The organism is Bacteroides coprosuis, from assembly GCF_020741705.1.
Classification (GTDB): Bacteria; Bacteroidota; Bacteroidia; order Bacteroidales; family Bacteroidaceae; genus Bacteroides_E; species Bacteroides_E coprosuis.
On record NZ_DYYK01000076.1, the window covers coordinates 1 to 16,224 of the forward strand.

Annotated in this window: 12 protein-coding genes and 1 tRNA gene; 9 read left to right on the forward strand and 4 right to left on the reverse strand. The window is 33.1% G+C overall.

The genetic code is table 11. The annotated features are described in order from the left end of the window. From K8V80_RS04415 to K8V80_RS04435, 5 genes are all read left to right on the forward strand, one after another. A partial coding sequence (locus tag K8V80_RS04415) for an SRPBCC family protein (RefSeq protein WP_276775718.1) occupies window positions 1-314 on the forward strand: 314 nt, incomplete at its 5' end. A 14-nt stretch (window positions 315-328) separates the two neighbouring features. Further along, the gene (argH, locus tag K8V80_RS04420; protein ID WP_006743979.1) at window positions 329-1,669 is read left to right on the forward strand and encodes an argininosuccinate lyase; all 1,341 of its coding nucleotides are present in this window, start codon (window positions 329-331) and stop codon (window positions 1,667-1,669) included. 89 nt (window positions 1,670-1,758) lie between these two features. Next, a tRNA-Gly gene (locus K8V80_RS04425) sits at window positions 1,759-1,831 on the forward strand. A gap of 240 nt (window positions 1,832-2,071) precedes the next feature. After that, window positions 2,072-3,733, forward strand: coding sequence for a putative transporter (locus K8V80_RS04430; protein WP_276775720.1), 1,662 nt, complete (start codon window positions 2,072-2,074; stop codon window positions 3,731-3,733). A gap of 34 nt (window positions 3,734-3,767) precedes the next feature. Further along, window positions 3,768-5,786 carry a fructose-1,6-bisphosphatase gene (locus K8V80_RS04435; protein ID WP_006745623.1) on the forward strand — a complete coding sequence of 673 codons (2,019 nt, stop codon included), beginning with the start codon at window positions 3,768-3,770 and terminating at the stop codon, window positions 5,784-5,786. A 51-nt stretch (window positions 5,787-5,837) separates the two neighbouring features. On the opposite strand, the gene K8V80_RS04440 is transcribed toward K8V80_RS04435, so the two are convergent. Next, window positions 5,838-7,694, reverse strand: coding sequence for a fimbrillin family protein (locus K8V80_RS04440; RefSeq protein ID WP_276775723.1), 1,857 nt, complete (start codon window positions 7,692-7,694; stop codon window positions 5,838-5,840). A 412-nt stretch (window positions 7,695-8,106) separates the two neighbouring features. On the opposite strand from K8V80_RS04440, the gene K8V80_RS04445 reads away from it, so the two are divergent. After that, window positions 8,107-8,403, forward strand: coding sequence for a transposase (locus K8V80_RS04445; RefSeq protein ID WP_423773060.1), 297 nt, complete (start codon window positions 8,107-8,109; stop codon window positions 8,401-8,403). Between the two features lie 219 nt (window positions 8,404-8,622). Here K8V80_RS04445 and K8V80_RS04450 read toward each other — a convergent pair whose 3' ends face one another. Both K8V80_RS04450 and K8V80_RS04455 read right to left on the reverse strand, forming a co-directional pair. Next, complete coding sequence (locus K8V80_RS04450) at window positions 8,623-9,315, reverse strand: porin family protein (RefSeq protein ID WP_276775727.1); 693 nt, start codon at window positions 9,313-9,315, stop codon at window positions 8,623-8,625. 18 nt (window positions 9,316-9,333) lie between these two features. Then, entirely contained in the window at window positions 9,334-11,157 is a 1,824-nt protein-coding gene (locus K8V80_RS04455; RefSeq protein ID WP_006744332.1) for a PBP1 and LysM peptidoglycan-binding domain-containing protein, read from the reverse strand. A 235-nt stretch (window positions 11,158-11,392) separates the two neighbouring features. Between K8V80_RS04455 and uvrA the strand changes: the two genes are divergently transcribed. Continuing rightward, a complete protein-coding gene (gene uvrA, locus K8V80_RS04460; protein ID WP_276775735.1) occupies window positions 11,393-14,221 on the forward strand; it encodes an excinuclease ABC subunit UvrA in 2,829 nt (942 codons plus the stop codon). Between the two features lie 42 nt (window positions 14,222-14,263). Here the strand turns inward: uvrA and K8V80_RS04465 are convergent, their stop codons facing one another. Continuing rightward, the gene (locus K8V80_RS04465; protein ID WP_276775729.1) at window positions 14,264-14,809 is read right to left on the reverse strand and encodes an RNA polymerase sigma-70 factor; all 546 of its coding nucleotides are present in this window, start codon (window positions 14,807-14,809) and stop codon (window positions 14,264-14,266) included. Window positions 14,810-14,944: 135 nt separating this feature from the next. Here K8V80_RS04465 and K8V80_RS04470 point away from each other — a divergent pair, with 135 nt between their 5' ends. Beyond that, complete coding sequence (locus tag K8V80_RS04470) at window positions 14,945-15,877, forward strand: FecR family protein (RefSeq protein ID WP_276775731.1); 933 nt, start codon at window positions 14,945-14,947, stop codon at window positions 15,875-15,877. A 91-nt stretch (window positions 15,878-15,968) separates the two neighbouring features. Then, window positions 15,969-16,224, forward strand: a 256-nt coding sequence (locus K8V80_RS04475) for a hypothetical protein (RefSeq protein ID WP_276775733.1), incomplete at its 3' end; no start/stop codon positions are given.

Below are 16,224 nucleotides of genomic sequence, written 5' to 3' on the forward strand. Positions count from 1 at the left end.
ACAAACTACCAGAAGACAAAGTTAAGGATCTTAAGTTTGATAAAGATTCTTTGAGTTTTAGTGTCAGTCCTATTGGTGAAATACGTCTTCAAGTTGTTGAACGCAATCCTTTTGACTGTGTGAAGTTTGAAACAACAAACTCTCCATTGCCTTTCACTCTTTGGGTTCAATTAGTACCTACAACAGAAGAAGAGTGTAAAATGCGTATTACAATAGATGTAGAATTAAATCCATTTATTCAAGGTATGGTTAAAAAGCCTCTAATGGATGGATTAGAAAAAATGGCAACTATGTTGTCTATGATTCAATATTAAAAAGAAGGAAGCAGATGGCACACAAACTTTGGGAGAAATCGACTGAAGTCAATAAGAATATTGAAAAGTTCACAGTAGGTAAGGATAGAGAGTTAGATCTCTTCCTTGCTAAACATGATATCATGGGATCTTTAGCCCATACTAAAATGCTTGCTCACATCAATTTGTTGACCAATGAAGAGATGGAAATGATTCATAGAGAGCTAATAGATATCTATGCAATTGCAGAGCGTGGTGAGTTTACAATAGAAGATGGAGTGGAAGATGTACACTCTCAAGTTGAATTAATGCTTACTCGACGCTTGGGAGATGTAGGTAAAAAAATTCATAGTGGCCGTTCTAGAAATGATCAAGTTTTATTAGATCTTAAACTCTTTACACGAGAAGGCATACAAAAAATAGCAGAATCTGTAAATCATTTGTTTTATGCGTTGATTGAGCAGAGTGAAAAGTATAAGCAAGTATTGATGCCTGGTTATACCCATTTACAAATCGCTATGCCTTCTTCATTCGGACTTTGGTTTGGTGCTTATGCTGAAAGCTTAGTCGATGATTTATACTTCTTACAAGCGGCATTTAAGATGTGTAATCGGAACCCTTTAGGTTCTGCTGCTGGATATGGATCGTCATTTCCTTTAGATAGGATGATGACAACTGAGTTGCTAGGTTTTGATTCTCTTAATTACAACGTAGTGTATGCTCAGATGGGAAGAGGTAAGCTAGAACGTAATGTTTCTTTTGCTATGGCGACCATCGCAGGTACTCTAGCCAAGTTGGCTTATGACGCTTGCTTGTACAATAGTCAAAACTTTAATTTTGTAAAGCTACCTGATGAATGTACTACAGGTTCAAGTATTATGCCCCACAAGAAAAATCCAGATGTATTTGAGCTAATACGTGCTAAGTGTAATAAGATTCAGGGCCTACCACAGCAAATAATGCTTATAATGAATAATTTACCTTCAGGTTATTTTAGAGATTTACAGATTATTAAAGAAGTATTTGTTCCTGCATTTAATGAGCTTTTAGACTGTTTGGATATGACAACCTATATTATTAAAGAAATGAAGGTAAATAAGGATATTTTGAAAGATGATAAGTACTTACTGATATTTAGTGTTGAAGAAGTTAACCGACTGGTATTGGAAGGTATGCCTTTTAGAGATGCTTATAAAAAAGTAGGATTGGATATTGAAGCTGGTAAATTCACTCATTCTAGAGAAGTCTTTCACACTCATGAGGGAAGTATTGGAAATCTTTGCAATAATGAAATTGTCAAATTAGGAGAAAAAGCTTTTCAATCCTTTAATTTTGATAAAATAGAAAGGTCTGAAAAAGAATTACTTAGAAGATAGCAGTTATTTTTTTGAAACTTTTTTTAAAAATAATGCCTAATTTGTTTGGTAGAAATAAATAGACTCCATATCTTTGCACCCGTTGAAACGCGAAAGTAGCTCAGTTGGTAGAGCACAACCTTGCCAAGGTTGGGGTCGCGGGTTCGAATCCCGTCTTTCGCTCAATGATTAAAAAGCGTTGTAGAAATACAACGCTTTTTTTATTAATAAAAGAGGTATTGAGTTTACTAGAGGGTCAACCTTGACACTCTTGTCGTTTTATTTCTTTGTTCTATTAATTATAAATAATTTATTAGATTGTAATGAAGAACTATGTGAAGTTTATTAACTGGTTATTAATAGACTTTATGTTTTAATAGTTTTATCTTTGCATCTAGAAACTTAAAACTGTAACGGACATTCATGGAATGGTTAAATAGTATTTTTATAGAACACTCAGCTCTTCAGGCAGTTGTTGTTCTATCTTTAATTTCTGCAATCGGTCTTTTTCTTGGTAAAATACGAATCTTTGGAATTTCCTTAGGTATCACTTTTGTGTTTTTTACCGGAATCTTAATGGGGCATTTCGGTATTACTATCGACCCTTATATGTTGAGTTTTGCCGAAGATTTTGGACTTATTATATTTGTCTATGCATTAGGCTTACAAGTAGGTCCAGGTTTTTTTAGCTCTTTTAGTAGAGGAGGGATGCAGTTAAATTTATTGGCTATTGCTGTTGTATTAGTTGGTACGCTATTTGCTGTTTTAGGTAGCTTTATTACTGAAATATCACTACCAGATATGGTTGGACTTCTTTGTGGAGCCACCACGAATACTCCTGCGTTGGGTGCAGCCCAAACTACCCTAAAACAAATGGGTATGGATGCTACAGGTCCTGCACTTGGCTGTGCTGTAACTTATCCCCTAGGAGTAGTTGGCGTTATTTTTGCCATTATATTTATTCGAAAATTTATAGCAAAGAAGCAAGATATGGTGGTTGATAATTCTGATGACTCCGACAATACTTATATTGGAGCTTTTCAAGTTCATAACCCAGCAATCTATGGGCGTAAAATTAAGGATCTAGGTCGTCTTACTCAATCTAAATTTGTAATATCAAGACTTTGGAGAGATGGAATGGTTAGTATACCTACTTCTGATAAAGTTATTGCAGAAAACGATCGATTATTAGTTGTCTGTACTGAAGCTGATGTGGCAAAATTAACCATCTTATTTGGTACACATGAGCCAGAAGATTGGAATAAGAAAGATGTTGATTGGAATGCTATTGATAACCAGTTAACATCCAAGGATGTAGTTATAACTCGTCCAGAAATCAATGGGAAAAAACTAGAAACTTTGCGATTAAGAAATCAATATGGTATAAATATTAGTCGTATTTTTCGTTCTGATGTTCGTTTGTTAGCTACTCCCGATTTAACTCTTCAGTTAGGTGATAGAGTGACTATCGTAGGGGAATCTTCAGCTATTGAAGAAGTAACCAAAGTGCTAGGAAATACAGTAAAGCAGTTGAATGAGCCCAATCTAGTAGCTGTTTTTATTGGTATTGTTTTAGGTTTGGCTTTGGGAGCTATACCTATTGTGTTGCCTGGTATAAGTGCTCCTGTACGACTAGGTTTAGCTGGTGGTCCTATTGTTGTAGGAATTTTAATCGGTGCATTTGGTCCTAAAATGCACATGATAACCTATACTACTCCCAGTGCAAATCTAATGTTGAGGGGCTTAGGACTTACTCTTTATTTAGCTTGTTTAGGATTGGATTCAGGAGAACATTTCTTCGAAACTGTTTTCCGACCAGAAGGAGCACTGTGGATAGCAATCGGATTTTTACTTACAATTGTACCTGTTTTGATTGTAGGAATTGTAACTTTAAAGACAATGAAAATTGATTTTGGGTCTATGGCGGGTATGCTATGTGGAAGTATGGCAAACCCTATGGCCTTGAATTATGTTAATGATACAATAGAAGGTAAACATTCTTCAGTGGCTTATGCTACAGTTTATCCCCTAAGCATGTTCTTGCGTGTTATCATTTCGCAAGTTCTTTTAATGTTATTATTATGATAGAAATTTTTTTAACCATTAACCTTATATAATTATGACTACACATACAACTGAAAGCATAGTTGGCGATTTACGCTACTTGAAACTTTTGTCGCGTAGTTTCCCTACAATTGCAGAAGCAAGTACAGAGATTATTAATTTGGAAGCCATTCTAAATCTTCCAAAAGGTACTGAGCACTTTTTAACTGATATTCATGGCGAATACGAAGCTTTTCAACATGTCTTAAAAAATGCTTCAGGTTCTGTCAAAAGAAAAGTAAATGAGCTATTTGGAAACACTCTTCGTGAAACTGAAAAGAAAGATTTGTGTACTCTCATTTATTATCCAGAGGAAAAACTAGAAATAGTAAAAGCTATTGAAGATGATATTGATGATTGGTATCTCATTACTATGAATCAATTGGTAGAAGTTTGTAGAACAGTATCTTCAAAATATACTCGTTCAAAAGTAAGAAAAGCTCTTCCTGATGAATTCTCTTATATTATTCAAGAGTTACTTCACGAAAATACTACTGAACCCAACCAAAACAAATTGGAGTATGTGAATGGCATTTTTAACTCTATAGTTTCCACACGTCGTGCTGATGCTTTTATAATAGCTATGTCTAATCTTATTCAAAGATTAATAATAGACTCATTACATATTGTTGGAGACATCTATGATAGAGGTCCAGGTGCTCACATTATAATGGATACCTTATGTAATTATCATAATTTTGATATTCAGTGGGGTAACCATGATATTATTTGGATGGGGGCAGCTTGTGGTAATCGAAGTTGCATGGCAAATGTTATTCGAATTTGTATGCGTTATGCCAATTTGAATACTCTTGAAGATGGATATGGTATCAATTTGTTACCATTAGCTACTTTTGCTATGGATGTTTATGGAGATGATCCTTGTAACATTTTTACCCCAAGAGTGAAATTTGCTGATGAACCTTATGATAAAAAGACTGTACATCGTATTGCTCAAATGCAAAAGGCAATTTCTATCATTCAATTTAAATTAGAAGCCGAAATCATAAATAGACATCCCGAATATAAGATGAATGATAGAAATCTCTTACATCTTATTGATTTTGAAAAGGGTGTGTTAAAGTATGATGGCAAAGAGTATAAGATGTTGGATATGAATTTTCCAACGATTGATCCCAAAGATCCTTATAAACTTAGTGCAGAGGAAGCTGATTTGATGAATAAGATATATGCTTCATTTATGAATAGCGAAAAACTTCACAAACATATGAGATGTATGTATGCTAATGGTAGTATGTATAAGGTAGCTAATGGAAATCTACTTTATCATGCTTCTATCCCGTTGGCTGAAAATGGAAGTTTCAAAGAAGTAACTGTTGGAAAGCACAAATATGCCGGTAAGGCATTTTTAGATAGAATTGATCAATTGGTTCGTACAGCCTACTTCGCTGATGATTCAGATGAAGAAAAATTGTTTGCTCAAGATTATATGTGGTATCTATGGTGTGGTAAAGACGCACCAACTTTTGATAAGAGTAAGATGGCTACCTTTGAGCGTTATTTTGTAGCAGAGAAAGAGCTGCATAAAGAAGAAAAAGGTCATTACTATAAGTTGAGAGATAGCGTAGAAACCTGTGATATGATATTAAAGGAGTTTGGTATTGAGGCTGCTCATGCACATATTATCAATGGACATGTACCTGTTAAGACCAAAAAGGGAGAAGAACCAACAAAGGCTGGAGGTAAGTTACTTGTCATTGATGGTGGTTTCTCTAGAGCATATCAGCCAGAAACTGGAATTGCTGGCTATACCTTGGTATTTAACTCTAGGGGAATGCAGTTGGTACAACACGAGCCTTTTGAATCTCGTCAAAAAGCAATAGAGGAAGGTATTGATATTAAATCTACATCTTTCCTTGTTGAAATGAATACAAAGCGTATGATGGTAAGAGATACTGATATAGGTAAGGAATTAAAAACTCAGATCAAAGATCTCGAAAAGCTATTAGTAGCCTATCGTTCAGGATTGATTAAGCAAAAACCAAGAAAATATCCCAAACTGACGTTCAAGTAAATTGATAAAATCAAAAAGCGAGACTGCCTTAAAACAGTCTCGCTTTTTTTATTAATTTTTCAGACATCGAATAGTTGAAAGGACTGTTTTATCTTGTTCTTTAATCTCGGGTTCTTTTCTATTATCCAGGTGTTGGAGTACATATATTCTGTATTTATTTGTATCATTTTTATCATAACACCAATAGGTTGTTGAACCCGTAATAAATGAGTTTTTATAAACACCTGTCTTGGGTGCAGAGAAATAACTACAATTGTATAATTGCTCTTTCATACAGCAAGAGCAACCCTTGAGATAATCAACTTTATTATTTATGTATTCTGATAATTTGCTTACATCTTTTACTTCAGGGATTTTCCAGCCTTTTGGCGCTATCTGTTCCGATTCTAGTGCTGCAACATTGTAAAACTTATATCCTGGAGCTTCTGAAAAGGTTGAGAATCCTGCATTTATTGTTAGCTCATCTTTTTGAAATGCGAGTGGGGTACCATCATTTTTATAAATAGTATTTAGCTCTTTTTGCATCCAATACTGTGTTCCTATTTTAACTATAGGATAAGTTTGGTGTTCATCCTTTCTGTTATCTTTCAAGAGTGCTTCTTCTATATGAATAAATTCTGCATTTTGAGGTTCTTCAAAGGATATTGATCCATCTTCAGCTATGAATAAATAATACTGAATTACTTGGTCTGTAGCCGTATAAGTAAATGTGTTTTCACTTAAGTTCCAATTTATACTTCCGCCATCAAGACATGAGTCTTCCCCCAATCTTTTTAAAAGAATACCTTTATCTAATTGAGGTTTATTTTCTTTTACAGGATAAAGAACAATAGCTTGAGTAGTAAGATTTGGACTGTTAAGAAATTCTTTACAAACTTCAGCTCTAATCACTCCTTTGCTATTTACGAGATTGCAAATATTCGATTTTTCAAACAAAAGAGAGCTTATTGAGATCGCTTTACTACTTTCGTTGGCAGTTGTTTCTTTGTTGATACCTTCGTCCCAATCTGAAATAAGTGGATTAGTTTGTCCTATTTCTATGCCTTTTGTTGGGTTATAATGAATCAGTAAACTATTAATTGTTCCACTTTTTAAAAGTAAATCTTTAGGTATTTTACAAGTGTAAATAATATTTTCAGCTTCTAAAGATATGTATTGGTCTTCTGTAAATATAAAATCAGGTAGTAATATAACTTCTGCACCAGTTACTTTGTTAGCTTCGTTTTTCCACTCTATTAAAGGTTTGATTGGTTGAAAATTAGTGTGTTCACTAAATTTGTCATCTTCAATATCGTAGAGTGCATTAGTTGGCATATGATGCAATGTTACTTTTGGCATCGTTTTCAATAAGTCATCTGCAGTATATCCTTCAGAAGGTTCAAGACTTATTCTAAGTTTTGTGTTTCTATGCTTGAAATTTAGATTTAAAGGTTTGACATCTGCATATACATCTTTTGTTGTGGCTGTTAAAAAATCTGATAAATTTAATTTCGCTTTATTATTTTGTTCAGACTCTACTTTTACATGAAATAATCCAGACTCTTTGTCGAGTACATTTATGTCGAAAGGGTAGTATCCATATATACAACAAGATTCTTGCGTTTTGGGATAATAAATGACTGATTTACTAGTAAAGGTTGATGATTTATAGTTGAATGGAATATTAGATAGATAGTAGTCTTTCTGTTTGTTTTTTGAAGTGGTTAGAAAAACTCCAATGACATCCTTATCCTCAAACTGATTATTATCCATCCGTGTTTGGATAGGTATAATATTCGTTTTAATGTGTATAGGAATTTCGCTATCAACTAATTCTTCTTCAATCTTGTTATAGCAAGAGTTTAAAAACAAGGATATAATGATCCCTGCAAAAAGCATTGATGCTTTTTGAAAAATGTTTTTATTCATAATAAATTTGAGGTTTTAAAAACCCTCACTTGTCTGAATATGTTTACGATATACTGTAAGTGAAGGTTAAAGTTGGGTATATTAAAAACTTTCTATTTCTTTATTCTATATGCTAGTTAATAATCTGTTTTTTTAAAGAGTTGTAAATATATATTGTTTTCTAAAATCTGTTATTTATTGATACTATTTTTTGAAAAGTTATTACAATTTAACTGAAAGATATAACCAAATATGGCTATTTAGAACAAGAATTGTCCGAATATCCTTTATATTAGAATAATAGGCTAGACAATACTGCTTAACTAGCATATTACTTTTAGTAAAGTATTGATGGATAAGACTAAGCTGATACGATGACACCGACATCGTCCTTGAGGTGATCCAAGCCTGTTGAGTAATTGACTGATTTCATCTGAAGAAACTAGCCAATGAAGCGGTGCAAGAGGTACGAGTAAAACATAGACGGGAAGCCATAGAAGAAGAAAATTTAGCGATTAAACAAGCAAAATGGGAAGGTAAGACCTATAAACCTCTAACTTTTAGTAATGGAGATATGAAGAAACAATTACTAGCAAGAGGACGATATCTTCTTTTAAAATCTGCAGACAAATGGTTTGATAAGCAAAAAGAAAGAGCTGAGATTTTTTTCGCACCAGATCCTTCTTTTAAAGAAACCTATAACAAAGGCTTCGATCACCAAATGTTTTAGCAGAAAGTTTAACGCTAAAATAAAAGCCTTTAGAACTCAACTAAGGGGGGTACAGATATTAGTTTCTTCCTCTTTAGAGTGACTAAACTATTTGCTTAATAAGTTATCGCCCGAGTTTTGCTGGTGATACCATATCTATCTTATTATCTATAGATTAATAAAAAGGCTACTTAATTTGCGAGTTAAGTAGCCTTTAATTTATTCTTGAGTTTAATGATTTTATTTTTTTATGAGATCAAATAGATAAGATAATTTTATAGTGAAGACACTATGAGCGGATCTATCAAAATAATCTTTCTTAGAATTATTATAAAAGTCAGATAATCCAAAATAATATCTTCCTTCAATTAAAAAGTTTCCAGCCTTTTTTGTTTTCCACTCTAATCCTAAACCTCCAGTAATGCCATAGTCAAATTTATTCTCTGCAGTCTTACCATATTGAGCCATAGTCACATTACTAGCTTCAAACTGATCACTGAATTTTTCATTCTCACTGATTAAAAAAGCTATTTCTGGACCTAGGTGAATAAAAAATTGTACACCTGTAGGTTCTTTTCCGAATGCTAAATGTGCCAAAAACGGTATTTCTATGTAGTTCATCGTACGGCTATAGCTGTTTTCTGGTTGCTCATCAAATTGCTCTTTCCATCCTCTTTGCGAAAAATTAATTTCTAATTGAGCTCCACAAATCATTGCAAAATATTTTTCAGAGATATATCTAGCCGATACACCAAATGAAGGTCCAATAAGTGTACCTTGTTTAACTGTTGGTGTAAACATTACCGAGTTTATATTTACTCCGGCATTACCTCCTACACTAAGTATATTCCTCATATCTCCTATTTGAGCTTTTACTAAGTTACAGGTTAGTAAGAAGAGGCAAAGGATTATTATTTGTCGTAATTTATGCATAATTTATTTACTTCTGTATTAGTCAAAATCAATTTTAACCAATTCATAGTTACGATTAAAATGTACAAAGAATACTTTCTTATTAACAAAACCTCCCCAAGTATTTACCCTATTAAAATTAAATCCTGTCTGTATAGGATCTAGGTGCAAATCTTTTAGCCTAGTTTCAAGAGCAGTTCCGTAGATAGATAATCCTTTTATAAAGAAATACCCTATATCAAAGCCAAGCATTCCATATCTAGGATAGGTGTCAATCATCTCTTTACTATACCATTTATGGTATGAGCGTGTAAAGGATTTGGCAGCCGGTAATAAGTTGTTTGTATAAAAAGAAGAGTAGAAATACGTATCTAATTTGAAATAATTATCAATATGATCTCGTGTGTAAGTTTGCCATTCAGGATATCCAAACATACTTATATTTAGTTCAGGGTATCTTTCTACTAATTGAGTTAACTTCGGTATAAGTTCTATAAGAGTGACATCTTTGCCACTAGTTGGTACAAAGATATTTGCTTTTTGTGGGTTTAGCTTAGTTGCTAGAGATCCTACAGAATCGGTTACCGCTACATGTTTATAGGCAATGGATCTGGTGTCTAAATCTTGTTTAAATCCTTTTATAAACTCCTCTTTTCCATTATCATACTGCTGAGCATTGACGAAAATAACATTTGGATTTGCAAATTTACGTGCAAAGTTTTGATAGACTTCACTATACAAATAAGATTGAGGAGTGTTAATTTGATAAATAGATGGATTATTGAATACTACATCTGTTTTTGCTGAAAAAGGTATAACAAGTCTTATATTATTTTTTTGAGTAAACTCTGCTAAAGGCTTGATTTGTACTTGATATAAAGGTCCAACAATTACATTCATCTCCTTCAACTCGGGCTTTGACAATATTGTATTAATAGAATACTCTGTTTTACCAGAGTCATATACATACATATCCACAGAAACACCTGAGCGTTTTAGGCTATCTACGGCTAGGAGAAATCCTTCATAGAATTCAATCATTCTCATAGATTCACCTCTATGACCATTTTCAGGAAGGAAAGGTAGTATAATCGCTGTCTTAATAGTTGATAAAGCCTTGTAAGAAACCTCTTCTTCTAACTCTTTAAAAACTTCAGAATCAGTAGGGGGATTATCTACAACAAATGGATTTTCTATAATTTCTGCTATATCTTCTTTTTGAGAAGTTTCTTTTGGGTATGGTATACAAACAAACATGCCCTTTTTCATTCCATCTTTGAGCTCGGGGTTTGCATTGATTAATTCTTGTTCTGTAATGCCATATTTCCGGCTGACACTAAAAATAGTTTCACGTCTTTTTACCTTGTGCATTTCTTTGCATCGAGGTTTTACTGCTGGTCTAATATCAGATTGAATTAGATCATCCTCTTGCTGGCGTTTTACAATTTCTTGTTGTACGTCTTGTTCAGATGTTTTGGGTATTCGAATAACTTGACCACTACGAAAATTCTGAGCACTCAACCCTGGGTTTGCACGCATAATAGCTTGTGTTGAAACTTTATAATCAACAGATAGTCTATATAAGGTGTCACCAGGCTTTATCGTATAAAAGATGTCATCTTTCTTTTGTACCGTTTTCTGAGGTATTTTAAGGGCTTTACCTGTATAAATTACTCGGTCTGAACCTGGATTGAGCTTTATAATATCTTCCTTGCTAACTTTATACATACTTGCTATGGAGTATAAGTTTTCTCCTTTTTGAATAGTATGTAAGAAAAAATCTGTAGCGTCTTGTGCAAAACCGCTTAAAACAGAGCAGCTTAATAGAGTAAATATTAAGAAAATGCGCTTTATTCTATTCATTCTTGTTTTGTTCTATAGTCTAAAAGAATTAATACCTTAAGTTAAGCAAAGGTACAAATAAACTGATATATACACATAGAATCACGGTTAAGAAAATAATTATGGCTTAATTGAAACTATAATTCAGTTGTAAACGTTAATTTTGTGGTTTGATGCCAAAATGATTACTTTTTATTCTAGTCTTTTATAAGACTAGAGGATGAAAGGTGTTATAATGAATCTGTGAATGATGAATATGCAAGAAACTGAATATATAAATGTATACGGTGCTCGTGTACACAACCTTAAAAATATAGATGTTCAAATTCCAAGAAATAGCCTTACTGTTATTACAGGATTGAGTGGTAGTGGTAAGTCTTCTTTGGCTTTCGATACCATTTTTGCAGAAGGTCAACGTAGATATATAGAAACATTCTCAGCCTATGCTCGTAATTTCTTAGGGAATATGGAGCGTCCTGATGTTGATAAAATAACAGGTTTGAGTCCGGTTATCTCAATTGAACAAAAGACTACTAACCGAAATCCACGTTCTACAGTGGGTACTACAACTGAGATTTATGACTACTTACGATTGTTGTATGCAAGAGCAGGTGTCGCGTATTCTTATCTCTCAGGTGAGAAAATGGTAAAATACACTGAAGAGAAGATTCTTGACTTAATCTTAAATCATTATATAGGCAAGAGAGTTTACTTGCTTGCCCCTGTCGTGAAAGCTCGTAAAGGACATTATAAAGAACTTTTTGAGCAAATAAGAAAAAGAGGTTATTTGAATGTCAGAATCGATGGAGAGATTAGAGAGATTGTATATGGATTGAAATTAGATCGATATAAGAACCATGATATTGAAATTGTAATTGATAAAATGGTCGTGTCTAACTCTGATTTTGAAAGATTGAAGCAGAGTGTTTCTGTTGCAATGAAACAGGGTGATGGTCTTATCATGATTTTAGATGCTGATAGTGATGAAGTTCGTCATTATAGTAAGCGTTTAATGTGCCCTGCCACAGGTTTGTCTTATCGTGAACCAGCACCTCATAACTTCTCGTTTAACTCCCCACAAGGTTATTGTCCAAAATGTAAAGGACTGGGAGTTGTTAGTCAGATCGATGTAGATAAAGTTATTCCTGATAAGGAGCTATCTATTTATAATGGAGCAATAGCTCCTCTAGGTAAGTATAAAAACTCTATGATATTCTGGCAAATTGAAGCTTTGCTAGAAAAGTATGAAGAAGACATAAAAGCTCCTATTCAAGATTTGGCTGATGATTTAATAGAAGAAATTCTTTATGGGTCAGATGAAAGGATAAAAATCAAGAATACTTTAATTGGTACATCATCAGATTACTTTGTCACATTTGAAGGGGTAATAAAGTATATTCAAATGTTGCAAGATAAAGACTCTTCTGCAACAGCTCAAAAATGGGCTGATCAGTTTGCTAAGACAATGGTTTGTCCTGCATGCGGAGGTGCTAAACTGAACAAGGAAGCTCTGAGCTTTAAAATTCATGATAAAAACATCTTTGAGTTATCTACAATGGACATTGCTGAGCTTCACGAGTGGATTGAGAATGTAGATATTTATTTAGACAGTAAACAAAAGATTATTGCTGTTGAAATATTGAAAGAAATAAATACTCGACTAAGATTCCTCTTAGATGTAGGATTGGAATATCTATCATTAAATCGTAGTTCTGTCAGCCTTTCAGGAGGAGAAAGTCAGCGTATTCGTTTAGCTACTCAAATTGGCTCTCAACTAGTCAATGTTCTTTATATTTTAGATGAACCGAGTATTGGACTACACCAAAGAGATAATCTTCGTTTAATAAATTCGTTAAAAAAACTCAGAGATTTAGGAAATACTGTGATTGTTGTTGAACATGATAAGGATATGATGTTAGCAGCAGATTATGTAGTTGATTTAGGACCGAGAGCTGGTCGATTAGGTGGTGAAGTGGTTTTTGTAGGAACCCCAACGGAGATGTTGAAAACAGATACACTTACGTCACAGTATTTAAATGGCTCTAGGAAAATAGAAATACCTTCTGTCAGACGGAAAGGGAATGGTGAATCTTTGTGGCTACGAGGAGCATCAGGAAATAATTTAAAACAGATAGATGTTGAGTTTCCTTTAGGTGTTTTGATATGTGTTACAGGGGTATCTGGAAGTGGTAAATCTACTTTGGTTAATGATACTTTACAGCCTATTCTGTCTCAAACATTTTATCGTTCATTACAAGATCCGTTAGTTTATGATAAATTAGAAGGAATAGAATATATAGATAAGGTAGTAAATGTAGATCAATCTCCATTGGGACGTACTCCTCGTTCAAATCCAGCGACCTATACAGGGGTGTTTTCTGATATTCGTAAGCTGTTTGTAGAATTGCCAGAGGCTAAGATTAGAGGTTATAAACCTGGGCGATTTTCTTTCAACGTAAAAGGAGGAAGATGTGAAGCTTGTTCAGGAAATGGATATAAGACTATCGAAATGAATTTCCTTCCCGATGTATATGTGCCCTGTGAAGTTTGTCATGGGAAAAGATATAATAGAGAAACTTTAGAGGTTAGATTTAAGGGAAAATCTATAGCTGATGTATTGGACATGACTATAAACCAAGCTGTCGAATTCTTTGAAAATGTACCTCAAATTTTGAATAAAATTAAAGTACTTCAAGAAGTTGGTTTGGGATATATAAAATTAGGTCAATCTTCGACAACATTATCCGGAGGAGAAAGCCAGCGTGTGAAGTTAGCTACAGAACTATCTAAACGTGATACAGGTAAAACAATCTATATTTTAGATGAACCTACAACCGGTCTTCACTTTGAAGATATAAGAGTATTGTTAGGTGTATTGAATAAACTAGTAGATAAAGGTAACACAGTTATTGTAATAGAACACAATTTTGATGTTATTAAAACAGCAGATTATATTATAGATATAGGTCCAGAAGGAGGTAGGGGCGGTGGAAAACTCTTAGGACATGGAACTCCAGAGGAAGTAGCTCAATCGAATATTGGTTATACTCCTAAGTTTTTACGAGAAGAATTAAATACTCAATAAGAATCAAGGTCTTGCATCTATCAATGGTGTAAGACCTTATTCTTAAATAGATAAAATATTTAGTAATAATATAAGAGGAGTATAATCTTTAAGCTTATCTTTTAAGAAATCGATGGTCCTCTTTTTATGCCGGCCGACAGTCTTTACGCTAATGTTTAATTCTTCAGCAATTTCTTGCTGTGATTTGCCATCAAAATAAGTTCTGATAAAAACCTTTTGTTGTTCGTCGGGTAATAGCTGAAGAGTTTTGTGTAACTGTTCATATAACTCGTCAAGAGTATGAATTTCTTCTGAGCAATTAGAGTTTTGTGAGAGGAAAAGGGATTCTTCGATGTATTTGGATTTAACATTCCTATGCTTAATAATATTTAAACACTTATTTCGTACACAGACCTTTATATATCCCAAAGCTGTGTTTTCTTCCAAACAAACCTCTTCTCTATTCATCCATAGAGTTGCAAAGACATCTGAAACAATATCTTCACAAGCCTCCCAATTGTCTATAAACCGTTGGGCATAAATGCAAAAGGGGCCGTAATAGGATTGAAAAAGTCTATTGAAAATAAGTTTATCACTCTCTTTAAGCATATTATATTATTCACGTTAATATGTACAAATCTACTGATTAAAACAAAAAAGTACATCAATAATTTAAATTTTCTACTTTTAGAGTCCTTTTTAGAAGACGATATTGTATTACTAATAGAAGTGAATAAAAACGAAATGATGAATATTAACGGTAAAGATTCTAAAATAGATACTCCAGACTTAAAAAAAGCGAAGGAGACATACGATAAAATTAAGATGATAGAGAGTATTGATATGGATGATGCTTACAAAAGAACTCGAAGTAAAATAAGCATATTAGAAAAGAGTCAATTTATACATCGTCTAATGAGATATGCTGCAGTTTTAGCTATCCCTTTATTCCTAGCTACTATTGTGTTATCTGTTTTAATGTTTCAGAGTGATAAATTTAATAAAAAGCAGGTAGCAGAAGTTATGGTACCTCTTGGAACCATTGTAAAATATGATTTACCTGATGGTTCGGTTGTATGGCTAAACTCTGGATCTAAACTACAATATCCTATTCGTTTTACAGATAAGAAGAGAGAGGTTATTCTCGATGGAGAAGCTTACTTTAGTGTTGAAAGTAATAAAGAAAACCCTTTCTATGTACACACACCATATGGTATTTCTACCTATGTGTATGGAACAGAATTTAATGTTGACGCTTACTCAAAAGATAATAAAATGGAAGTAACCTTAATAAGAGGTAGTCTCAATGTTATAAATCACAGATTGAATGAACAAACGAAGTTAACTCCTGGTAATTTGGCTAGCCTTTCAAATGGTTATTTAAAAGTAGAAAAAACCGACATTGATGAAAAATCAGGATGGAAGAATGGTGAGTTAGTATTCAGACAAGCTTCTTTATTAGAGATATTGAATAAACTTGAAAGGCATTATAATGTCGAAATCGTGTTGGAAAATCCAGAAGGGAAGTCAACAGTAGATTATAGTATTCGAGCTATTTTTAGAAATGAAACAATAGATCAAATTATGGATTATTTATCAGCGTCTATAAAATTAAAGTGGACTTTCATTGATGAAAATCAAGCTTTAAATAGAAGAAAAATAAAAGTAATAATATAAAAGTAATGAAAAGCCTATGAAGAAACATCCAATGGTATCTTTTACAAGATTTTATAAAAATCTGAAATATTAAATTTTTTATCTAATACTTATGAAAAGAAAAATAAAAGCTTTTTTAACTAAAATATCATTAGCATTAATAGTAGGGCTAATGATATCTATTTCACCTCAAAAAGTATCTGCATCCGAAAAAGATAGATTGCAAAACAAGGTGACTCTAAATGATGTAATTAGAGAAATTGAAAAAACATCCAATTATGTCTTTATGTATAATAGCAAGGAAATAAATCTAGATTCTCCTGCTAATATGAATATCAATTCTAAAGATATTAATGAGACTTTAAGTG